General features: G+C 61.7%; 24 protein-coding genes. 9 read left to right on the plus strand and 15 right to left on the minus strand.

Annotated elements, in window-relative coordinates; all coding sequences use genetic code 11:
- Positions 1-200: 200 nt before the first annotated feature.
- Entirely contained in the window at positions 201-2,873 is a 2,673-nt protein-coding gene (acnA, locus tag LUA85_RS00965; RefSeq protein ID WP_231466472.1) for an aconitate hydratase AcnA, read from the plus strand.
- Between the two features lie 290 nt (positions 2,874-3,163).
- Here the strand turns inward: acnA and LUA85_RS00970 are convergent, their stop codons facing one another.
- Complete coding sequence (locus LUA85_RS00970) at positions 3,164-3,238, minus strand: hypothetical protein (RefSeq protein ID WP_231471728.1); 75 nt, start codon at positions 3,236-3,238, stop codon at positions 3,164-3,166.
- On the opposite strand from LUA85_RS00970, the gene LUA85_RS00975 reads away from it, so the two are divergent.
- Positions 3,231-3,902: a hypothetical protein gene (locus LUA85_RS00975; protein WP_231466473.1), complete on the plus strand. Its 672-nt coding sequence runs from the start codon at positions 3,231-3,233 to the stop codon at positions 3,900-3,902. The two genes, LUA85_RS00970 and LUA85_RS00975, sit on opposite strands and share 8 nt — an antisense overlap.
- Positions 3,903-4,388: 486 nt before the next feature.
- Here the strand turns inward: LUA85_RS00975 and ruvB are convergent, their stop codons facing one another.
- The 7 genes from ruvB to LUA85_RS01010 all read right to left on the minus strand — a co-directional run bounded on the left by ruvB (position 4,389) and on the right by LUA85_RS01010 (position 8,554).
- Positions 4,389-5,414, minus strand: a complete 1,026-nt coding sequence (gene ruvB / locus LUA85_RS00980; protein ID WP_231466474.1) for a Holliday junction branch migration DNA helicase RuvB — start codon at positions 5,412-5,414, stop codon at positions 4,389-4,391.
- Positions 5,404-5,790 carry a type II toxin-antitoxin system RelE/ParE family toxin gene (locus tag LUA85_RS00985; RefSeq protein ID WP_371823634.1) on the minus strand — a complete coding sequence of 129 codons (387 nt, stop codon included), beginning with the start codon at positions 5,788-5,790 and terminating at the stop codon, positions 5,404-5,406. The genes ruvB and LUA85_RS00985 overlap by 11 nt, the downstream gene beginning before the upstream one ends.
- Entirely contained in the window at positions 5,708-5,959 is a 252-nt protein-coding gene (locus tag LUA85_RS00990; RefSeq protein WP_231466476.1) for a hypothetical protein, read from the minus strand. Before LUA85_RS00990 ends, LUA85_RS00985 begins: the two co-directional genes overlap by 83 nt.
- Positions 5,960-6,153: 194 nt before the next feature.
- A complete protein-coding gene (gene ruvA / locus LUA85_RS00995) occupies positions 6,154-6,768 on the minus strand; it encodes a Holliday junction branch migration protein RuvA (RefSeq protein WP_231466477.1) in 615 nt (204 codons plus the stop codon).
- A 164-nt stretch (positions 6,769-6,932) separates the two neighbouring features.
- Positions 6,933-7,409, minus strand: coding sequence for a crossover junction endodeoxyribonuclease RuvC (gene ruvC / locus LUA85_RS01000; protein ID WP_231466478.1), 477 nt, complete (start codon positions 7,407-7,409; stop codon positions 6,933-6,935).
- A gap of 16 nt (positions 7,410-7,425) precedes the next feature.
- Entirely contained in the window at positions 7,426-7,776 is a 351-nt protein-coding gene (locus tag LUA85_RS01005) for a DUF3147 family protein (RefSeq protein ID WP_231466479.1), read from the minus strand.
- A gap of 34 nt (positions 7,777-7,810) precedes the next feature.
- Positions 7,811-8,554, minus strand: a complete 744-nt coding sequence (locus LUA85_RS01010; RefSeq protein WP_231466480.1) for a YebC/PmpR family DNA-binding transcriptional regulator — start codon at positions 8,552-8,554, stop codon at positions 7,811-7,813.
- 12 nt (positions 8,555-8,566) lie between these two features.
- Between LUA85_RS01010 and LUA85_RS01015 the strand changes: the two genes are divergently transcribed.
- Positions 8,567-9,337: a type II CAAX prenyl endopeptidase Rce1 family protein gene (locus LUA85_RS01015; protein ID WP_231466481.1), complete on the plus strand. Its 771-nt coding sequence runs from the start codon at positions 8,567-8,569 to the stop codon at positions 9,335-9,337.
- 261 nt (positions 9,338-9,598) lie between these two features.
- On the opposite strand, the gene LUA85_RS01020 is transcribed toward LUA85_RS01015, so the two are convergent.
- Positions 9,599-9,916, minus strand: coding sequence for a heavy metal-binding domain-containing protein (locus LUA85_RS01020; protein ID WP_231466482.1), 318 nt, complete (start codon positions 9,914-9,916; stop codon positions 9,599-9,601).
- A 117-nt stretch (positions 9,917-10,033) separates the two neighbouring features.
- Positions 10,034-10,201 (minus strand): hypothetical protein, encoded by a 168-nt coding sequence (locus LUA85_RS01025; protein ID WP_231466483.1) that lies wholly within the window; start codon positions 10,199-10,201, stop codon positions 10,034-10,036.
- A gap of 55 nt (positions 10,202-10,256) precedes the next feature.
- On the opposite strand from LUA85_RS01025, the gene LUA85_RS01030 reads away from it, so the two are divergent.
- Positions 10,257-11,023, plus strand: a protein-coding gene (locus LUA85_RS01030; protein WP_231466484.1) for an IS5 family transposase whose coding sequence is annotated in 2 segments (ribosomal slippage) — positions 10,257-10,569 and positions 10,569-11,023 — 768 coding nt in all. Because the reading frame shifts where the segments join, the coding sequence is not laid out codon by codon here.
- Positions 11,024-11,054: 31 nt separating this feature from the next.
- The gene (locus LUA85_RS01035) at positions 11,055-11,735 is read left to right on the plus strand and encodes a hypothetical protein (RefSeq protein WP_231466485.1); all 681 of its coding nucleotides are present in this window, start codon (positions 11,055-11,057) and stop codon (positions 11,733-11,735) included.
- Positions 11,736-11,737: 2 nt separating this feature from the next.
- On the opposite strand, the gene LUA85_RS01040 is transcribed toward LUA85_RS01035, so the two are convergent.
- Positions 11,738-11,974: a DUF2312 domain-containing protein gene (locus LUA85_RS01040; protein WP_231466486.1), complete on the minus strand. Its 237-nt coding sequence runs from the start codon at positions 11,972-11,974 to the stop codon at positions 11,738-11,740.
- A gap of 106 nt (positions 11,975-12,080) precedes the next feature.
- Positions 12,081-12,422, minus strand: a complete 342-nt coding sequence (locus tag LUA85_RS01045) for a DUF1244 domain-containing protein (protein ID WP_231466487.1) — start codon at positions 12,420-12,422, stop codon at positions 12,081-12,083.
- Positions 12,423-12,522: 100 nt separating this feature from the next.
- Between LUA85_RS01045 and pyk the strand changes: the two genes are divergently transcribed.
- Positions 12,523-13,962, plus strand: a complete 1,440-nt coding sequence (gene pyk, locus LUA85_RS01050) for a pyruvate kinase (RefSeq protein WP_231471729.1) — start codon at positions 12,523-12,525, stop codon at positions 13,960-13,962.
- Positions 13,963-13,998: 36 nt separating this feature from the next.
- Here the strand turns inward: pyk and LUA85_RS01055 are convergent, their stop codons facing one another.
- Both LUA85_RS01055 and LUA85_RS01060 read right to left on the minus strand, forming a co-directional pair.
- The gene (locus tag LUA85_RS01055; RefSeq protein WP_231466488.1) at positions 13,999-15,294 is read right to left on the minus strand and encodes a sensor domain-containing diguanylate cyclase; all 1,296 of its coding nucleotides are present in this window, start codon (positions 15,292-15,294) and stop codon (positions 13,999-14,001) included.
- 125 nt (positions 15,295-15,419) lie between these two features.
- Positions 15,420-16,085 carry a YggS family pyridoxal phosphate-dependent enzyme gene (locus LUA85_RS01060; protein ID WP_231466489.1) on the minus strand — a complete coding sequence of 222 codons (666 nt, stop codon included), beginning with the start codon at positions 16,083-16,085 and terminating at the stop codon, positions 15,420-15,422.
- 22 nt (positions 16,086-16,107) lie between these two features.
- Between LUA85_RS01060 and LUA85_RS01065 the strand changes: the two genes are divergently transcribed.
- The 3 genes from LUA85_RS01065 (at position 16,108) to LUA85_RS01075 (ending at position 20,964) form a co-directional block, all read left to right on the plus strand.
- Entirely contained in the window at positions 16,108-16,647 is a 540-nt protein-coding gene (locus LUA85_RS01065) for a thiamine phosphate synthase (RefSeq protein WP_231466490.1), read from the plus strand.
- A gap of 87 nt (positions 16,648-16,734) precedes the next feature.
- On the plus strand, positions 16,735-19,116 hold the full coding sequence (locus tag LUA85_RS01070) for a DNA translocase FtsK 4TM domain-containing protein (protein WP_231466491.1): 2,382 nt from the start codon (positions 16,735-16,737) through the stop codon (positions 19,114-19,116).
- Between the two features lie 153 nt (positions 19,117-19,269).
- Entirely contained in the window at positions 19,270-20,964 is a 1,695-nt protein-coding gene (locus tag LUA85_RS01075; protein ID WP_231466492.1) for a diguanylate cyclase, read from the plus strand.
- Here the strand turns inward: LUA85_RS01075 and LUA85_RS01080 are convergent.
- Positions 20,919-21,401: a MarR family winged helix-turn-helix transcriptional regulator gene (locus LUA85_RS01080; RefSeq protein ID WP_231466493.1), complete on the minus strand. Its 483-nt coding sequence runs from the start codon at positions 21,399-21,401 to the stop codon at positions 20,919-20,921. The two genes, LUA85_RS01075 and LUA85_RS01080, sit on opposite strands and share 46 nt — an antisense overlap.
- Between the last annotated feature and the right edge of the window lie 22 nt (positions 21,402-21,423).

The following is a 21,423-nucleotide window of genomic DNA, read 5'->3' on the forward strand; positions in this document are numbered from 1 at the left end:
GCAAATGCAAATCAATAAGGGAAATTTTGTGCGACTGCGGCATGGATTGGTGCGCCCCCGCCCTTGACGGGGGGCCGGTTTACGCGCATCGCGCTCTCGCTTTCAGGCCGTAATCCGCCACGCCGCGTGGGTTTTCCTATCGCGAATTCCTGCGTGGCATTTGTGCAAATCGGCCGCGACAGGAGGGAAGACGCACAGCCATGACCCAGGTCGGACAGGATACACTCGGCGCCCGCACCACGATGAACGTCGGTGGCAAGGACTACGCCTACTATTCGCTCAAGAAGGCTTCCGAAAAGTTTGGCGACATTTCGCGCCTGCCTTTCTCGATGAAGGTCCTCCTCGAAAACCTCCTGCGCTTCGAAGATGGCGGTTTCACCGTCTCCACCGATGACGTGAAGGCCGTGGTCGACTGGCAGAAGAACCCCAGCGAATCGAACAACGAAATCCAGTATCGCCCCGCCCGTGTGCTGCTGCAGGATTTCACCGGCGTTCCCTGCGTTGTCGATCTGGCCGCGATGCGCGATGCCATTGCGACGCTTGGCGGCGATACCAGCAAGATCAACCCGCTGGTTCCGGTCAACCTCGTGATCGATCACTCGGTCATGGTGGACGAATTCGGCCATCCCAAGGCCTTCGAACAGAACATGGAGATCGAGTACGAGCGCAACATGGAGCGCTACGACTTTCTCAAGTGGGGTTCGAAAAGCCTCAACAATTTCTACGCCGTGCCTCCCGGCACCGGTATCTGCCATCAGGTGAACCTTGAAAACATCGCGCAGACGGTGTGGACCAGCACCGATCAGAACGGCGTGACGGTTGCCTATCCCGACACTTGCGTCGGCACCGACAGCCACACCACCATGATCAACGGCCTTGGCGTACTCGGCTGGGGCGTTGGCGGGATCGAGGCTGAGGCCGCGATGCTGGGCCAGCCCGTCTCGATGCTCGTTCCCGAAGTCGTCGGCTTCAAGATGGTGGGCGAGATGAAGGAAGGCGTCACCGCCACCGATCTCGTGCTCACCGCCACCAACATGCTGCGCAAGCATGGCGTGGTCGGCCGCTTCGTCGAATACTACGGTCCCGGCCTTGCCTCGCTCTCGCTGGCTGACCGTGCGACACTGGCGAACATGGCGCCCGAATATGGCGCCACCTGCGGCTTCTTCGGCATTGATGACAAGACGCTGGACTACTTGCGCCTCACTGGCCGCGAAGAAGACCAGATCGCGCTGGTCGAAGCCTATGCCAAGGAACAGGGCTTCTGGATCGATCCTTCGATCGAGCCGATCTTCTCCTCGACGCTGGAACTCGACCTGTCGACCGTCGTGCCCTCGCTTGCCGGACCCAAGCGCCCGCAGGACCGCGTATCGCTTCCTGAAGTGGATGACGTTTTCAACGCCGACATGGCCAACACCTACAAGAAGGCACAGCAGCGCGTGCCGGTTGCAGGCACCGATTACGACATCGGCGATGGTGACGTGACGATTGCCGCTATCACCTCGTGCACCAACACGTCGAACCCCGGCGTTCTGGTTGCGGCGGGTCTCGTGGCCAAGAAGGCCAATGAACTGGGTCTCAAGCCCAAGCCATGGGTCAAGACTTCGCTGGCCCCCGGTTCGCAGGTCGTCACCGACTATCTCAACCGCGCCGGTTTGCAGGAACATCTCGATGCGGTTGGCTTCAACCTCGTCGGTTACGGCTGCACCACCTGCATCGGCAATTCCGGTCCGCTCGCCGAGCCGATCAGCAAGGCGATCAACGACAATGGCCTTGTCGCCGCTGCCGTGATTTCGGGCAACCGCAACTTCGAAGGCCGCGTCTCGCCAGACGTTCGTGCGAACTTCCTCGCCTCGCCGCCGCTCGTCGTTGCCTATGCGCTCAAGGGCACGGTGATCGAGGACTTCACCACGACCCCGATCGGAAAGAGCAAGGACGGCGTCGATGTCTACCTGAAGGACATCTGGCCTTCGAACGCGGAAGTCGCCACGACCATGGCCGGCTGCATGGACCGTGCGATGTTCCAGGCCCGCTATGCCGACGTCTACAAGGGCGACGCGCACTGGCAGGCAATCAACGTCACGGGCAGCGAAACCTATTCGTGGCGCGCCGGATCGACCTATGTCGCCAACCCGCCGTACTTCGAAGGCATGTCGATGACGCCGGCTCCGGTGAACGACATCATCGATGCCAAGCCGCTGCTCATCCTCGGCGATTCGATCACCACCGATCACATCAGCCCGGCAGGCTCGATCAAGGCCGACAGCCCCGCCGGCAAGTGGCTGATGGAGCATCAGGTCGCCAAGGCTGACTTCAACTCCTATGGCGCGCGCCGTGGCCACCATGACGTGATGATGCGCGGCACCTTTGCCAACATCCGCATCAAGAACGAAATGGTCCCCGGCACCGAAGGCGGCTTCTCGCGCTATGGCGACGAAGCCGGCTCGGTGTTCGATGTGGCGATGAAGCACAAGGCTGACGGTACGCCGACGGTCGTCATCGCGGGCAAGGAATACGGCACCGGCTCCAGCCGCGACTGGGCGGCCAAGGGCACCAACCTGCTGGGCGTTCGCGCCGTGATCGTCGAAAGCTTCGAACGTATCCACCGGTCGAACCTCGTCGGCATGGGTGTGCTGCCGCTGCAGTTCAAGGAAGGCCAGAACCGTACTTCGCTGGCGCTTTCGGGTGACGACACCTTCACCATCAAGGGTGTTGCCAGCCTGCAACCGCGCCAGGACGTGGAAGTGGAAGTCACGCGCAAGGACGGCACCAAGCTGACCTTCACCGCGCTTTGCCGCATCGATACCGCCAATGAAGTCGAATACTTCATGAATGGCGGCATCCTGCATTACGTGCTGCGCAAACTGGCTTCGTAAGGCGCAGGCGGCATTGCCGAAAACAAAACCCCGCCGGGATCATCCCGGCGGGTTTTTGCTTGGCCACCCTATCGTTTCAAAGGTGCGCGCTGGTACGCCGCCACCGATGAAGGCAACACAATCGCCAGGGAAATAGGACTTATGTCGCTTTGCTTCATCGGCTTCGCCTCCTGGCAATGACGAAGGGATGTTTGCAAATGACACAATCACCAAGGAAAAAGGGCGGCTCCCCCCGGAGACCGCCCTTTCATTTTGCCCCGCCGGAGAGCGGGGGCTTTAGCTGATGTGCGTCAGTCGGCTTTCGCCTTGCCAAAGCGCCGGCGTGCGACAAGGCCCGCAGCTGCCGCGCCGAACAGGATGATCATCGACGGTTCGGGCACTTCGGTGCCGCCCGTGGTCGATGATGTCGTCGTCGTGCCACCGTTCGAGCTGGAGCTGGAAGTCGAGCTTGAGGTCGACGACGATGTCGAACTGCTGGTGCTGCTGGATGACGAAGTCGATGAACTCGACGTCACGTTGCCTGACGAAGTGGATGTCGACGAACTGGACGTGACATTGCCCGACGATGTGCTGACGTTTCCACTGGAGGTTGATACGTTGCCGCTCGAACTGGACACGTTTCCGCTCGACGTCGATACGTTGCCCGAACTGGTCGAGACATTGCCCGACGAGGTGGAGGTGGATGTCGAAACACCGCCAGTCGAGGTGGACACGCCGCCGGTAGATGTCGAAGTCGAAACGCCCCCGGTCGAAGTGGAGATGCCGCCGGTCGTTGTCGAACTGGTGATGCCGCCCGAGCTGCTCGACGTGGAGCCGCCCGACGACGATATCGATCCGCCGGAGGTCGAGGTGGAGCCGGTGCTGGTCGAGGAAACGACCACGCTGCCCCCTCCTCCTCCGCCGCCGCCGCCGAAGAATCCGCCGAAGAATCCGCCGCCAAAGCCGCCAATACCGCCGCCGCCGATTACCACGGGAACACCACCTCCCGTGCTGCCGCCGATGGGCTGCGGGGGCATTGGCGGCATATAAGGCACCGGCACCATCGCCATCTGCTGGGCAGGCTCGCAAGACTTGGTGGTCGTGGTCGTCACAACGCGGCGAGCGCGATGCACCTGGCGCGGCGCGGCGCGCGCAATCTTGCGCTTGGCAGGCTTGGCCTGCTTGACCTTCACCGGCTTGACGTGATGGATTTCACCCTTTGAAGGCGCTTCCGATACGTGGACTGCGCCGCCGCCGAGCATTGCTCCGCCCGCTGCTGCTGCTGCCAGTTTTGCCAAAGCCATCCGAACCGACATGATCTGTGCTCTCGTTCTTCCCTGGGAAAGCGCCTTAGCAAGGACGGGTTAACGCCCTGCTAGCCTTTCCTGACCTGTCCAAGAACGCAGATGGGTGCGGGTGGGGCAATCCCGTTAACCCTGTTTGAACCCCTGAATCTGACCGAAATCGGGACCACGACGTCGCAGCGGTTAACAGTGTCCCAATATGGAACCGAATCCCCGATGAGTCCTTAAAGCGTCACTCGTCGTCGAACAGGGAGGGTGTCGAGCCGGTCGGCGGGGTGAGTCCCAGATGTTGCCAGCCGCGATCGTTCAGGCAGCGCCCGCGCGCGGTGCGGGCGACCAGACCCAGCTGGATCAGGTACGGCTCGATCACTTCCTCGATCGTGTCGCGCGGTTCCGAAAGGCCCGCCGCCAGCGTCTCCACGCCCACCGGCCCGCCCTTGTAGATGTCGGCGATCATCATCAGGTAGCGCCTGTCCTGCAGGTCCAGCCCGATCTTGTCGACTTCAAGCCGAGTCAGCGCGCCGTCCGCGATGCTCTGCGTAATCGTTTGCACGCCATCGACTTGCGCAAAATCGCGTACGCGGCGCAGCAATCGCCCGGCCACGCGCGGCGTGCCGCGCGCGCGGCGGGCAATTTCGGTGGCGCCGCCCTTGTCGATGCCCACACCCATCAGCGATGCCCCGCGCGCCACCACGCGCTCCAGTTCGGCCACCGAATAGAATTGCAGCCGTACCGGAATGCCGAAGCGGTCGCGCAAGGGGGTCTGCAACAGCCCCTGCCGCGTCGTAGCGCCGATCAGCGTGAACGGCGGCAGATCGATCCGCACCGACCGCGCCGAAGGGCCTTCGCCGATGATCAGGTCAAGCGCGCGATCCTCCATCGCCGGATAGAGCACTTCCTCGACCACGGGATTGAGCCGGTGAATCTCGTCGATGAACAGCACATCACCCGATTCGAGATTGGTCAGCAGCGCGGCCAGATCGCCCGCCTTGGCGATGACCGGGCCGGACGTGGCACGAAAATTGACGCCCAGTTCGCGCGCGATGATCTGCGCCAGCGTGGTCTTGCCAAGGCCCGGCGGCCCGAAGAACAGCACATGATCCATCGCCTCGCGCCGCATTTTGGCCGATTCGATGAACACCCGCAGGTTATCGCGCGCGGCTTCCTGCCCGACGAATTCGTGCAGCGTCTTGGGCCGCAGCGCCGCGTCCGGGTCTTCGTGCTGGCGATCAGGGGAAAGGAGGGGGTTATCGGTCATGCTTGGCCTGCTTCACAGCGCTTTGAGCATCCATTGCATGATGTACGATACGCACAATCAGCAGATCGTCACGCGTGAGCTTGTAGATAATGCCATGTTGACGGTGGCTCAGGTAGCGAACGCCACGCCCCAATTCAGGCATAGCCCGTCCCGCCTTCGGGAAATCGCGCAATTTCTGGAATGCGCTGGTGAAGCTGTGCATGTAGGCAGCCGCTACGGCACTTCCGAACTCGCTCATGCTATACGTATCGATGTCCGCAAGGTCGTTTTCGGAAGCAATGGAAAAGCGAACTTCAACCACGCGCGGATTTACGCCGCGAAATAATAGTCTCGATAATTGTTTCGGGCGTTTCCGAGGAGATACCCGAAGCAACACCTTCCTCTATCATGCCGCGTAACCGAGCGGTTTTATCTGCCGCGCTTTCGAGATCCCGCTCGATGAGGTCACGGACATAATCGCCGACGTCAGCATAACCGGCTTGGGTCGCACGATGCTCGATCCGGCTGTGAAGCGGCGAGGGGATGGAAAAGCTGAGATCGGTCATGGGTCGACAATACCGTTTTTGGAGCGGGATGGCAAAGTGCGTGGACTTGCGTCAAGCATGTCGGCAGGTTTCGGAAGAGTAGTCCCAAGCGCCACCAACATCGAGACACGCGTCAATGGAAAATTGGCGGTTCGACCAGAGCCAGAAGCTGCTCAACAGCAGCGCCATTGCAATGAGCACTGCCGCGCGGAGCATCACCCCGCCGCCCTCTTCAGCGCGACCCGCACAAGGTCGTTCAACCCCGCGTCCTCGCCCAGTTCCTCGACCGCCTTGCCCACCGCGTTGTTGGCAACCAGCGGCTTGAAACCCAGATTCTGTAGTGCCGAGATCGCGTCCGCACTGGCCGAACCCGGCGGCACGTAAGAGACATCGCCGCCCATTCCAGCAGGAGAGGCATAGCCCGCGAGACCGCCTGCCTTGTCCTTCAATTCGTTGACGATCCGGCTCGCCAGCTTCGGCCCGACGCCGTTGGCGCGCGCCACCATCGCGGCATCGCCATGGGCGCAGGCGCGTTGGAGTTCCTCGATGGCGAGGGCTGAAAGGATCGCCAGCGCCACTTTGCTCCCCACGCCCTGCACGGCGGTCAGCAGGCGGAACCAGGCGCGTTCGCCCGCGCTGGTGAAGCCGATCAGGCGCTGGTCGGTCTCGCTCACCTGCATTTCGGTGTGAACCACCACCTTGTCCCCGCGGATGCCGAGATGGGTCAGCGTCTTGGCCGAGCACTGCACGAGGTAGCCGACGCCGTTCACGTCGATCACGGCCCAGTCGGGGCCGGTGTCGTCGAGTATGCCGGTGAGCTTGGCGATCATGGTTTGTTCCTATGGCAGGGAACCGGAGATGGAGCAAGCGGGGGTGTGCATCCTTCGACAGGCTCAGGATGAGCGGCGTTGGTGATGGTCAAGCCCGCATTTGCATGCAGCAATTCGATTCGCTCATCCTGAGCCTGTCGAAGGATGCCGCGATACATCCGCGCCTAGCGATGGCTGCCGAGCATGTTGGCGTGAGTGATTGCCACGGCCAGCGCGTCGGACGCGTCCTCGCCTGCCAGCTTCACGCCGGGCAGCAGAATCTTGAGCATGTGCTGGATCTGCTGCTTTTCCGCGCCGCCGGTGCCGACCAGCGCCTTCTTGATGACCTTGGTCGAGTATTCCTCAACGGGGATGCCGGACCGCGCGATGGACAGCATGGCCACCCCGCGTGCCTGCCCCAGCTTGAGCGTGGATTGCGGGTTCACGTTCATGAACACCTCTTCCACGGCACCTGAATCGGGCTTGTAGAGGTCGATCACGGTGCCCAGCGCCGCGTCGAGTTCGACGAGTCGTTCGGCCATGCTCGCCTTGGCATTGGTGCGGATCTGGCCATTGGCGACATGACGCAGGCTGCTGCCCGATTTGGAGATCACGCCCCAGCCGGTGACGGTAAGGCCGGGATCGATGCCAAGGATGATCATCGGTGTATGAGCACGGCTAAAGTCTCAGCCCCAACCGTGGACCGATTTGTATCATCGCGAGATAAAGCGCGACGGTGAGCGCGCAGCCTGCCCCCAGCGCCATCCAAAACGGCATGCCCGCACGTAGCATGCGCGGGATGACGAGAAACATGGGGAGCGAGGGGAGGACATACCAGAACGTCGCTTCGGCATGAACGGCCATGTTTTCGACATCTGGCCGCTCGCGCCAAAGCAAAATCATTCCAAGAACGGAAACAAGCGGAAGCGAGGCTACCAGTGCTCCTACCGCCGGAAGCTTTCGCCCGATCTCGGCGATCAGGGCGATCAGCAATCCCGACAGCAGCGCCTTGGCAGCCAGAGCGATCATCCGCTGTTTGCTCCGCTGTCCGCGCCTGACATGTTCAACCCAGCTTCTCCATCACCTCGTCGGGGATTTCGTAATTGCCCCATACGGTCTGCACGTCGTCATCGTCGTCGAGCACGTCGATCAGCTTGAGCAGGGTGGCCGCATCGTCGGCAGAAACCACGGTCTTGAGGCTTGGCTTCCATGCCAGCTTCACGCCCTCGGCCTCGCCCAGCACCTTTTCAAGTTCGCGGGCGACTTCATGGAGGTTTTCCACGGCGACCCAGATGGAGTGCGAATCCTCGTCCGATTCGACATCGTCCGCGCCCGCTTCGATCGCGGCTTCGAGGACTTTTTCCTCATCGCCCACGCTGCCGGGATATTCGATCAGACCCAGTCGTTCGAAGCCGTGGCTCACCGCGCCGCTCGCGCCAAGGTTGCCGCCGTTCTTCGAGAATGCGGTGCGCACGTTGGTGGCGGTGCGGTTGCGGTTGTCGGTCAGGGCTTCGACGATGACCGCGACGCCGCCGGGACCATAGCCTTCGTAGCGCACTTCTTCGTAGTTATCGCCTTCGCCCTTGCTCGCCTTGTCGATGGCGCGGGCGATGTTGTCCTTGGGCATGGACTGCGCCTTGGCCGCGTTGACGGCGGCGCGCAGGCGCGGGTTCATGTCCGGGTCGGGCATGCCCATCTTGGCCGCGACGGTGATTTCGCGGGAAAGCTTGGAGAATTGCGCCGAGCGCTTTTTGTCCTGCGCACCCTTGCGGTGCATGATGTTCTTGAATTTGGAATGGCCTGCCATGGTCCGTGCTTCTTGCTGGTCTTGCTGAAATGTGGGTTGCCCCTAGCGGACGGCGCGCTTTCGGGCAATGATTGCGCGATGATCGATCAGACGACCGTTTCCGCCACCTTGACCGAACCCTTCGGCTTCTGGCGCCACCCCCGCCCGATGCGGCCCGAAGGCTTGCGCGCGCCGGGGGCGTGGCGGCGGTGGGGGCTGCTGACCGCGCTGCAGGTGGGCGTGCTTCTGGGCGTGGTCGTGCAGGTGATGATGCTGTGGCAGAAGGCGTTCGGCCTGCCATCGCCCGATGCGTTCGATGGTCTCAACCCGCTGGCCTTGTGGGGCGGGGCGGTACTGCTGGCCCCGGTGCTGGAGGAACTGTTCTTCCGGGCATGGCTTGGCGGGTTGCCGCGCGCGCTGTGGGCCATGGCGGCGGTCGTGCTGGGCCTCGCGCTGTTCGTTGCCGTGGGCAAGGGCAGTGCAGTTGTCGGCGGCGGCATACTGGTGGCGACGGTAGTCGTGGCGCTGGGCGGATGGTTGCGCCTGCGTCGCCGTGCCGATTGGCCCCGTTGGTTCGATCGTGCCTTTCCGGTGCTGTTCCATGTGAATGCCGCCATTTTCGCAGCGATTCACCTCGCGAACTATCCGAAGTTCACGTGGGTCCTCATCCCGATGGTGCTGCCGCAATTGTGGACGGGGTTGATGCTTGGCTTCATCCGCCTGCGCATCGGGCTGATTGCGGCGATGCTCACTCACGTCGTGTCGAATGCGGTCACGCTGGGCATCGCGCTTTCGGCGGGTTAGGCCGTAAACTCATAAATCACACCGTCGAGGTTTGAGGCAAAACGGCTCAGCGCAAGGAGGGCAGACGCAGGAATATGTCGATATTTCAAGTCTGCCCGACGAAGCGATGGGCCGTTTTGCCTCAAATCCGCAGGACGTCGAAATGACTTCCATCTCGAACCAGGTCGCCCTTGGAAGGGCAACCAGCCCTCCCAGCGGGCGCCTTGGCCCGATATGTTCGTCATTTCGACGCCTCGACGGTGTGGTTTATGAATTTACGGCCTAAAGCACGACCGCCGTGCCGCTGACGCTGACCATCAGCATCGATCCGCGCGCACCGATGGTTTCGTAATCGATGTCCACGCCGATCACGGCATTCGCGCCCATCGCCAGTGCCTTGTCCTCAAGCTCGCGCAGCGCCTGTTCGCGCCCGCGCGAAAGCACTTCCTCATACTTGCCCGAACGCCCGCCGAAGATGTCGGTAATGGAGGCGAAGATGTCGCGCACGATGTTCGCGCCAAGGATCACCTCTCCGGTCACCACGCCAAGATAGCGCTGCACCGGACGGCCTTCGATAATGCTGGTGGTGGACAAGATCATCTGGCTGGCCTTTCGCGGATATTGTATGGTCGGGCTAGCACTCTGGAATATTGCGTCCAGTTCCGCGTCAGCACAATGGCGTCTCGACCACTTATTTCGGACTAGGCCGTGAACCCATTAACGCGACGGTGTCTGAGCCTTCTTGATCTGTCGCACCGCCCAGATGACAATCGGAATTGTCAGAATCAGGAACACGATAAGTCGGGTGTTCCACTGCTCACCGCTGAAGAATGCGATCAAGGCAGCGGCAAAGAAGAATAGCGTCCAAGACATCCAGGGCTTCATAGGGTTCATCGTAACACGCCTTTCCTTGTTGAGCGAAAGCTGATTCAGGGACTGGATGAGCCGATATGACCTGACCGATTTCGAGTGGCGTGTGATCGAACCAATGTTGCCCAACAAGCCTAGAGGCGTGCCACGTGTCGATGACCGGCGTGTGCTGAATGGCATCTTCTGGGTGCTGCGGTCAGGGGCGCCGTGGCGAGACTTGCCGGAACGCTATGGCCCGCGCACAACCTGCTACAATCGCTTCGTGCGATGGCGAAAAGCCGGTGTGTGGGATCGAATGATGGACGCCATCACCGCCGCCCATGATGGCGATATCCAGATGATCGACAGCACTTCCATCCGGGCGCACCAACAGGCTGCGACGGCAAAAAGGGGGATCGAGATCATTGTCTCGGTCGCTCCCGAGGCGGGCTCACCACCAAAATCCACGCGGTCGTCGATGGGCAAGGCCTCCCGATCCGGCTCAGCCTGACTGCCGGGCAAAGCCACGACGGGCAAGCGGCTGACGATCTACTCAATCACGTTGGCGCCGGAACAATCGTGCTGGCAGACAAGGCGTATGACGCCGATCGTATCCGAGCGTCTCTCCGCGAAAAGGGATCGTTTGCCAACATTCCGCCCAAGGCAAACCGGAAGTCGAAACCGTACTTCAGCACATGGCTGTACCGCGAGCGGAACCTGATCGAACGCTATTTCTCCAAATTGAAGCACTTCCGCAGAGTAGCTACCCGCTACGACAAGTTGGCCGAAAACTTTCTGGCCATGGTCCAACTCGCCTCAATGCGCCTGTGGCTGCGCGTTTATGAGTCTACGGCCTAATATTTGTTGCTGCACGAGTGCAGGAGGGTGGATGAGCAATTCCAAAACTTCAAACGATGAACAGCGCCAAGAGTTTGAAAAAGCGTTTGTCGCCACTTTGATCAAGGATGCAGAAGCAGCAATCCGAAGGTTCGGGTCATCAGGCCGCGAAGTTCAGCAAGCGCGACGTGACCTTGTCCGTAGTTTGCACGCCACAATCGAAGGTGTTGTTTGGGCATTCAGAGAACACGTGCGCTCGTCAAGCAAAACAATGGATTTGCTCACATCCGCAGAGGAAGCCGTATTGAGCGAAACGACCTTTCAGGTAAGTGATAGTGGCGCAATCTCTATTCAGCCACGCTATCTACCGATGCTTGGTGCCGTGCGATTGGCTTGCAAAATCGCGACAAAGATCAACCCAACATTTTCAGTCAATTTCGACGGAAAGGAATGGGCGGATTTTCGGCAGGCGGTTGCTACGAGGAACCGGCTTATGCACCCGAAGACCCTTGCCGATCTCGCCGTATCAAGTGGAGAGATTGCTACGGTCATCAGTTCCTTCTTCTGGATACTTGAAGTCTCAATCCGGGCGATGGAAGCATCCGTTGAAGCTCTGCGCGACTTTGTCACGAAACTTGATGAGGTATTGCAGGGCTTGAAGATAGGCGATCCCGAAATCGTTCAAATGGTCGAAATCGTCAAAGCACATCGCCAAGCCCTTGGTGATGACTAGCCTTACTCGATACCCAAAGCGGTCTTGTAAAGCTCTAGAATCGCTTCCATCTCACGGCGGTCATCGGGCTTCATCTTACGCAAACGAATGATCTGCCGCATGATTTTAACATCGTATCCGACCGCCTTGCCCTCATTGTAAACGTCCTTGATATCGTCGCCGATGCCCTTCTTTTCCTCTTCGAGGCGTTCAATGCGTTCGATCAGAAGGCGCAGGCGGTCATCGGCGGTTTCGGCCATCGGGAGGTCTCCGGGTAACGGGTGAATCGGTTGGCCGCGCTGATAGACGCGCCGCCCGCTATCGGCAAAGCAGGGCTTGTGGAAATCTTCAGCCGCTATGGTCCGATCAGTGCGTTGCGCGGTTCTTCTTCACGCTTTCCTCCATGCGCGCCAGCTGTTCCGGCGTGGCTTCGGTCTGGAAGCGCGTCTTCCATTCGTCAGCCGGAAGTCCGTGGATGACTTCGCGCGCCGTCGCCTTGTCGAAGCCTGCGCCGGCATCGTTGATCCAGTCCGCCAGGCAATTTCGGCAGAAGCCTGTAAGGCCCATCAGATCGATGTTCTGGACATCGTGTCGATGGCGCAAGTGTCGGACGAGCCTGCGGAACGCGGCAGCGGCCACGGCATCGGGAAGCTGGTCCAGCGCATCGCGATCATCTGGGCCGTCATGTTCGATTGCATTCGTATCCACTGTAATCGTCCTTGGGTTTTTCGAGGGCATACGCCATAGCGCGTGACGTTAGTGCATAAGGGAGCAAACCGCCGTGGCAAAGACCGATCCTGCTGCCATCATGACCAGAGGGCGCAAGGTCAAGATTCTCGCCACCGTCGGCCCGGCCAGCCGCTCTCCCGAAATGCTGGAAAAGCTGGTGCGGGCAGGGGCCGACGCCTTTCGCGTCAACATGAGCCATGGCGACCATGCCGTCCATGCCGAAACCATCGCCAGCATCCGGGCGCTGGAACAGAAGCTTGGCCGCGCAATCACGGTGCTGTGTGATCTGCAGGGGCCGAAGCTGCGTGTGGGGCAGTTCAAGGAGGGCCGCGCGGTGATCCGCCATTCGGGCCACTTCACGCTTGATCGCAATCCTGAACCGGGCGACGAAACACGCGTCTGCCTGCCGCACCCGGAATTGTTCGGTGTGCTTCAGAAGGGCCAGCGCCTGCTGATTGACGATGGCAAGTTGCGGCTGCGCGTGATTCGCGCCGACGACAACGAGATCCTGTGTTCGGCGGAAGTGGGCGGCGTGATTTCCGACCGCAAGGGCGTGAACGTGCCCGATGCGGTCGTGCCGGTGCCTGCGCTTACCGAAAAGGACCGCCGCGACTTGTCATTTGCGGTTGAACATGGCGCGGACTGGATCGCGCTGTCATTCGTTCAGCGCCCTGAGGACGTGGCCGAAGCCCGCCGCCTGATGGGCGGCTATGGGGCGCTGATGGCCAAGATCGAAAAGCCCGCCGCCATTTCGCGTCTTGAGGAGATCGTCGAGCTTTCGGACGGTATCATGGTGGCGCGCGGCGATCTGGGCGTCGAACTCAATCCCGAAGAAGTGCCGCCGCTGCAAAAGCGCATTGTTGAAAGTGCACGTCGCCAGGGCAAACCGGTGGTCGTCGCAACGCAGATGCTCGAATCGATGATCGAGGCGCCGACGCCGACCCGTGCCGAAGTCTCGGACGTGGCCAACGCGGTCTATGATGGTGCGGACGCCGTGATGCTTTCAGCCGAAACGGCGGCGGGCGCGTGGCCTGAAGAAGCGGTGACGATCATGCATCGCATTGCCGCGCAAGTGGAAGCCGATCCGGGCTATGCCGCGCGCGTCCACTTTGTCGAAACGCTGCCCGACCCGACGACCGCCGATGCCCTGGCACAGGCTGCGGCGAGCATTGCCGAAACGCTGCCGATTGCCGGGATCATCGTGTTCACAGGCTCTGGCTCCACCGCGCGCCGGGTGGCGCGTGAACGGCCTGCCGTGCCGATGCTGGTGCTGACACCATCTGAAAAGACCGCGCGCAAGGTGGGCCTGCTGTGGGGCGCGCACGCGGTCAGCACCAGGGACATCGGCAGTTTCGAGGAAATGATCGCAAAGGGCAAACGCATGGCCTTGCGCCATGGCTTCGGCACGGCGGGGTCACGCCTTGTGGCGCTGGCCGGCGTTCCGTTCGGTACGCCGGGCGCAACCAACCTGTTGCACGTGGTCACGCTTACCGGCAACGAACTGGATCGCTACACCTGATGGGCGCGGGATTTCTGCGTTTGGCGTGATGAAGCGTCAGGTCTGCCTTGCGTTGATCGTTGCCAGCCGCGGGGCATCGCGCCCTGATCGTCGTTCGGATGCCAGTACGCAGTTCTTGCCCGCTTTCTTGGCGGCATAAAGCGCGGCGTCTGCAATCGGCAGGATGTCGGTGGCAGAGGTTGCGGTTTCGGGCACGGTGGCAACGCCCAGCGATGCACTGATCGCGCATTCGTGGCTGCCGCTCAGCGATTCGATGCGTTCACGCAGCAGTTCGGCCTTTTCCAGCGCGTCTTCCAGCGAACAATCGGGCAGGATGGCGACCAGTTCTTCGCCACCATAGCGGCAGATGACATCGGTGGGACGCAACGCGCCCACGATCTGCGCGGCAACGTCGCGCAGCACCGCATCGCCCTTGGCATGCCCATGGTCGTCGTTGAGTCGCTTGAAATTGTCGAGATCCAGCATGACGACCGCGGTGCTGCCGCCGTTGCGCGAACCGAGCGATACGAACCGCTCCAGCGCGTCTTCCATATAGCGCCGGTTGTACAACCCGGTCAGTGGATCGCGCAGCGATTGCGTACGCAGCTTTTCGCGCAGGGCGATGTTGGACAGTGCCAGCGACATCGAATCCGATAGCGCCCGGCCCATCCGGCGAATGTCCATCAGCCGGTCGAATGCGCCGTCGATTTCCGCATGGGTCAGGATCAGCAGGCCATGAAGCTGGCCGGATGCCATCATCGGCAGTTCCACGCTGGCCACTTGCGAACCGTGATGCGCGCAGCACAAGGTCATTTCGTGCGGTGCATTGATATGTGGCTTGCCGCGTTTCAGCGCCCAGCAGTTTGCAGGGGACAGCATCTCTTGAGCGACAACGCCTTCGGGCATGTCCCAGGCCCGCGCCAGATCCAGCCGGTCGCGCGAATTGTTGAATATGTAAAGCGCCGCACCATAGCCGGGCAACAGGCGCCGCGCGGTGGCCATCAGAACGGCGGCGGCGTCCTCATACGTTTCGGCCGCCTGGAGCATGTCCGTCATCGCGAACAGTTCCTGGATCTGTTCGCGGGAATCGCGGGTCTGGGTGAACTGCGCGCGCTGTTGTTCGCGGAGCGCCACAGCAACGCGTCGCAAAAGAAGCTGAAGCACGAATACGATGACCAGCCCCAGCGCAGCGATGCCCGCAAGCTGGTTGTGGTAATGATCTTGCAATACGAGATTGAGCAGAACCGCGACGAGCACCACGCCCTGCGCTGCCATCGCTGCAATGTGCGCGCGGTCCAGCAACGAATTGTTGGCGAAGACCCGCTCACTCTTGTCCGATAGCTTGGCGGCCATGGCCGTCGATTCTCCCGTTTCCTGCGCAATTTCTGCGCTTCAATCGGGAACATTGGGTTAATCCCGACGACAGTGGGAACACTCTGGCTAGAACGTGTGAAAGTAAGGTTAAGAATCTATTCTTTTCAGCGTGTTCCGAAAAGAGCTGAACCTACGCGCACGTGCGTCGCGCCCAGTTGCACCGCGATTTCCAGATCGTCGCTCATGCCCATGGACAAGCCGGCCACACTATTGTCGTCGGCAAGTTTGTCGAGCAGCGCGAAAAACGGTGCCGGTTCGATCCCGGCAGGCGGAACGCACATCAGGCCGATCACGTCGATGCCGCTATCCCGCGCCCGTGCCAGCAGCGTGGGCAGATCAGCGACGGCACAGCCGCCCTTCTGGTCCTCGGCCCCGATGTTCACCTGCACGAAGCACGGTACGCGCTTGCCCAGCTTGTCCTGCGCCTTGGCAAGCGCGCTCACCAGACTGGGCCGGTCAAGCGAATGGATGCAATCGAACAGCGCGACCGCTTCTTCAGCCTTGTTCGATTGCAATTGGCCGACAAGGTGCAGTTGCAGATCGGGATGTGCGGCGCGGATCGCGGGCCACTTCTCTTGCGTTTCCTGTACGCGGTTTTCGCCGAACACGCGCTGGCCCTGTGTTATCAGGTCAAGAATCGCCTCGGCAGGCTTGGTTTTCGAAATGGCGATCAGCGTCACTTCAGCCGCCTTGCGGCCTGCCATACGGGCGGCCCCGGCAATGCGGGCGCGGACCTGTTCGAGCGGCGATGAAGGGACTGCCTGTTCCATGGCGCGGTGCTATAGCGAAGGCATGGCAAAGCGCCAGACCAACAAACGGACTCCTGTCCCTTGTCTCATTCTCCTCAGCGACGCGCGCAACGATGCCGCGCTGGATCGCACCCTGGCGCGCATGCCACGCGGGAGTGCATTGGTGTTTCGCCATTACCATCTGCCCCCTGCCGAAAGACGCTTACGGTTCACCCGGCTGAAGCGCATTGCCCGCGCCCATGGCATCACCGTCGTCGGCGCAAGGGTGCCGCGCGGCTGGGGCACGGACGGTATTTACGGCCCCGCCCGCGATGTTGCGGGGCAGCCCGGCTTGCGTCTCGTCACCGCGCATTCGCTGGCCGACGTGGGTGCGGCGGCGCGGGTGCGGGCGGATGCAGTATTGCTGTCGCCGGTGTTCCGCACGCGATCTCATCCGGGCGCGGCGGTGCTGGGGCCGGTGCGGTTCGCCCTGATCGCGCGCCAGTCACCCGTTCCCGTGATCGCGCTGGGCGGGATGACGCGCCGCCGCGCTGCGACCCTGCCGGTCCACGGCTGGGCTGCCATCGACGGTCTGACGTGCTGAATCCCCACGCTTCCTGTCGGGATTCTTGACGCTGACTCCCCTTCGGGCGCATGATGGGCACAGCAAGGGCAGGGATACGCGATAGTCATGGCAAGCCGGGCAGCATCGAACGCACGCGGAAGTGGCGCAGACTGGCGCGCCGTGCTGCGCCGTTCCCTGCGCCGCAGCCTTGAACTGATCGGCGGCGGTGTGCTGGTGGGCGTACTGGTGTTCCTTGCGCTGTCGCTGGTCAGCTATACGCAGACCGATCCTTCGGGCAGCACGGCTTCGGGCAGCCCGGTCGAAAACTGGATGGGTATTCCGGGCGCGTGGGCGGCCGAACGCGTCCTGCTGTTCTTCGGCCTGCCCGGCGCGCTGTTTTTGCCGCTGTTGTGGGTGTTTGCGCGCCGCCTGTGGGATGCCGAAAGCGACCTGATCGATGGCGACGACGAGGAGGGCGAGGCATCTTCCCCGCGCTGGTGGCGGCCGACGCTGCTGCTGTTCGTGGCGATGGCGCTGGTCGGCACTGCGCTTGCGCTGTGGGGCGCCAGCGCAGGTAGCCGTCTTCCTGCCGGGCTGGGCGGCATGGCGGGCCTGCTGGGTGCGGCAGCGATTACCGCGCTTGCCAATCTGATCCCGCAAGCGGAGGCGTGGTGGATCACCGGGCCGCTGGGCCTGATCGTATTGGGCGGCGGTATCGCCATCGCCAGCCGTGTCTTCGCGTTCGACTGGGGCCGGATGTTGAGCCTTCCGCCATTCCTGCGCCGCGCGCCGCGCGCTGATATGGGCGATGACGAGGAGCCTGTCGTGGCGACGCCCAAAAAGGCCCGCCGCGAAAAGGAAGCGCGGGCGGTTGCCGAATCAATCGATATCGAAGCCTCGCTCGCTCCGCGCAAGCCGACCGAGATTTCCGATCCGAGCCGCAATCCGCCGCCCGCCGCCGCACAACCCAAGGCGCGGCAGGGCGATCTGTTCGACAAGTACGAACTGCCCTCGATCGAAATCCTCGTCGAAGCGCCCGCGGGATCGGCCCAGAAGATCGACAAGCTCGCGCTCGAACGCAACGCCCGCCTGCTCGAAAACGTGCTCGACGATTTCAACGTCAAGGGTGAGATTACGGCCGTGCGCACCGGCCCGGTCGTCACCATGTACGAACTGGAACCGGCCCCCGGCATCAAGGCCAGCCGCGTGATCGGGCTGGCCGATGACATCGCCCGCAATATGAGCGCGATCTCGGCGCGTGTGTCTGCCATCCCCGGTCGCACGGTCATGGGCATCGAACTGCCCAACGCGATCCGAGACATGGTCAGCTTCCGCGAACTCGTCGCCTGCGAAAAGTTCGCCAGTTCGAAGGTGCTTCTGCCGATCATTCTGGGCAAGGACATTTCGGGCGAACCGATCGTGGCCGACCTTGCCACCATGCCGCACTTGCTGGTTGCGGGCACCACCGGATCGGGCAAGTCGGTCGGTCTCAACTGCATCCTGCTTTCGCTGCTCTATCGCCTCACGCCCGCGCAGTGCCGGTTAATTCTCGTCGATCCCAAGGTGTTGGAACTGAAGTCTTATGATGACATTCCGCACCTGCTCTCGCCGGTTGTCACCGAGCCTGCCAAGGCGGTCCGCGCGCTGAAATGGGCGGTTGAGGAAATGGAGCGGCGCTACCGCCAGATGTCGTCCATTGCCGTGCGCAATATCTCCGGCTTCAATGAAAAGGTTCGCGCTGCGCAGGCCAAGGGCAAGCCGCTGGGCCGCCGCATCCAGGTGGGCTTCGATCCCGATACGGGCGAAGAACTGTTCGAGGAACAGCAGCTCGAATACGAAGTGCTGCCCCAGATCGTGGTCATCGTCGATGAACTCGCCGATCTCATGGTCACTGTCGGCAAGGAAATCGAAGTCCTGATCCAGCGGCTTTCGCAAAAGAGCCGCGCTGCCGGGATTCACCTGATCATGGCCACGCAGCGCCCGTCGGTCGATGTCATCACCGGCGTGATCAAGGCCAACCTCCCCACCCGCATCAGCTTTGCCGTGACCAGCCGCATCGACAGCCGCACCATCCTTGGCGAACAGGGCGCCGAGCAATTGCTGGGCAAGGGCGATATGCTCTACAAGCCCAATACTGACCCGATCAAGCGCGTCCACGGCCCGTTCGTATCTGACGAAGAGGTTGAAAAGGTTGCCGATCACTGGCGCAGCCAGGGCAGCCCCGACTATGTCGATTCGGTCACTGAAGAGCCGGAAGACGGCGGCTTCGGCTTTGACGACATCGATGGTGCGTCCGATAATCCCGAAGATCGCAAGTATCGCCAGGTCTGCCAACTTGTATTCGAAAGCCAGAAGGCATCGGCAAGCTGGATTCAGCGTCAGATGGGCGTGGGCTATAATACAGCGTCGAAATGGATTGAACGGATGGAAGCGGATGGCCTTGTCGGCCCGGCAAACCACGTCGGGCGCCGCGAAATCTATCGCGACAAGGATGGCAACGTGCTGTGAAATGATCGCTCAATTCTGAACAATTCGGTTTGGGCACATCATTGTATTATTGGTGGTGATGTTAACCGGCCTCTAATCTTGTCGGCCTAGATCATATCAATGGCTTGGACTTGCGGAAGATGGCTGTGGCTTTTCGTTCTGCTGTTGGCGGGATTGGCGCCCGTCACGGCGGCTGCGGAAATCGTGCCGGTCGGGCCGGTATGCCACGCCGATGCGGCTGCCACTGAATCGCTGTCTGCCATCTCCCGCGATCCACAACGCTGGCGCTGCGACAACAGTCGGTGGAGCCTTTCAGCCGAAGCCGTCGTCATAACTTTTGACCTGGGCCGCGATGAAGGGCGCCCGTTGCCGCAAAGCCTGACGACGCATACGGGCCATTTTGAACGTATCGACATTGGCCTGATCGACGATCGGGGCAGGGCGCGCTGGTCGTCCTGGTCGCCCGCCGATCTTCCGCACCTTTCTACCGGGCCATACATGTCCCTGCCGCTCGGCAAGGTTGATTCGTCCATACGGCAGGTCGCGGTGCGGGTGGTTCGGCCCTGGAGCAAGACGACTCTGAGCGAAATGCACCTCGATTCCGAACCGCGCGGCACGGGGTGGCCCCTGCACAGGATCGTGGCAATGGCTGCGATCTGCGGCATGCTGCTGGTGCCATTGCTGATCAACACCGCATTCTATTCGGTCATGCCCGAACGCTATGTGATCTGGCACCTCGTGATGGTGGCAGCAATGCTGGGGCAGGCGGGTTTTGCCACCGGCTTCGTCCACCTGCTGGCCGATACCAGCCCGATGCTGGAATGGCAGGCATCGAACCTGGCCTTTGCCGCGATGGTCGGGGCGGCACTGATGTTTGCCGCCACCTTCATTGAACCGGACAAGCTTCATCCCTCCTTGCGCCAACTGGCGGTGCGTACCGCTCCGCTCATGCTCGTCGTCGGTGTGCTTTCGTGCATTCCGCTGGAAGCGGTGCGCCCGCATTCCGCGCCCGCCATGCACATCGCGATTGGCATTGCGATTGCTGTCATCGTGGCGATCATGATTGACGCGTCGCGTCGCGGCAGCAAGGCAGTCCGGTTCCAGATCGTGGGCTGGACTCCGGTGCTTATCGTAGGCAGCTACCGCATCCTTGCCTATGTCGTGCCGGCATTGCGGCCGACAGAAGCGATCGTCACCTATCAGCTGGCATTGGCACTGGAAGTGCTGGTCACCGCGCTCGGCATTGTAAGCCGCTTTGTCGAAGTGCGCCAGCAGCGCGATGTTGCGACTGCCCGCGCCATCGAACTCGAAGGTGTGGCAGGGCGCGATCCGCTGACCGGTCTGCGCAACCGGCGCTCGATCGAACGGCGCTTCGATGAACTGTTCCGCACAGGCTTTCGTACCATGGCGGTGATTGATCTCGACCAGTTCAAGTCAGTCAATGACACGCATGGCCACGCTGTGGGTGATGTGGTGTTGCGCAGCGCGGCGGCGGCGCTGCTTGATGATCGCGATACCAAGGCGATCCGCATGGGCGGCGAGGAGTTCCTGCTCCTGCTGCGAGGCCCTGATTCCGCCAGCCGGGCCGAGCGTTGCCGTCGTGCAATCACGTCGCGCATTGCTGCCGAAGTGCAGGGCCTTGACCGCATGGTCACCGCCAGCATGGGACTGGTGGAACATGATATGCATGGCACGTTGCAGATCGAATTCGTGACGCTCTACGCCCGATGCGACCAGCTACTTTATGAAGCCAAGCGGCTCGGCCGGAATCGTACGATGAAGGAGCGGGTAACGGGGTTCGAAGCAGCCCGCACTCCGGTTCCTCACAATGCCCCGGCTGAAACAGGTTTGTCATCGACGGGCCTATGAACCGTAAGCGCCGTCACCATGCCTTGCACGGCATCGCGCAACGCGTCCAGTTCTGCCGAAGACAGCGCCAGCTCTCGCGCCAGCGTGGCGGGCACGCGACTGGCCGGCTCACGCAAGGCGCGCCCCTTTTCGGTCAGCGTTACGAGCACACGGCGTTCATCCGATGGATCGCGCAGCCGGGTGATCAGTTCCGCAGCTTCCATCCGTTTCAGCAGCGGGGTAAGTGTGCCGCTGTCAAGGTGCAGCCGCTCACCCAGCGAGCCCACGGTCTGCGGTGCCTTTTCCCACAGCACCAGCATGACCAGATACTGGAGATAGGTAAGCCCGATTTTATCGAGCACGGGCCGGTAAAGGCGGGTCAGCAGATTTGAGGCAGCGTAAAGCGGGAAGCATACCTGCCGGTCGAGACGCAAAAGATCGTCAATGTCGTCCGGCATGGCAACTCCCCGCTTTCGCGTT

Source organism: Novosphingobium sp. CECT 9465, from assembly GCF_920987055.1.
Taxonomy (GTDB): domain Bacteria; phylum Pseudomonadota; class Alphaproteobacteria; order Sphingomonadales; family Sphingomonadaceae; genus Novosphingobium.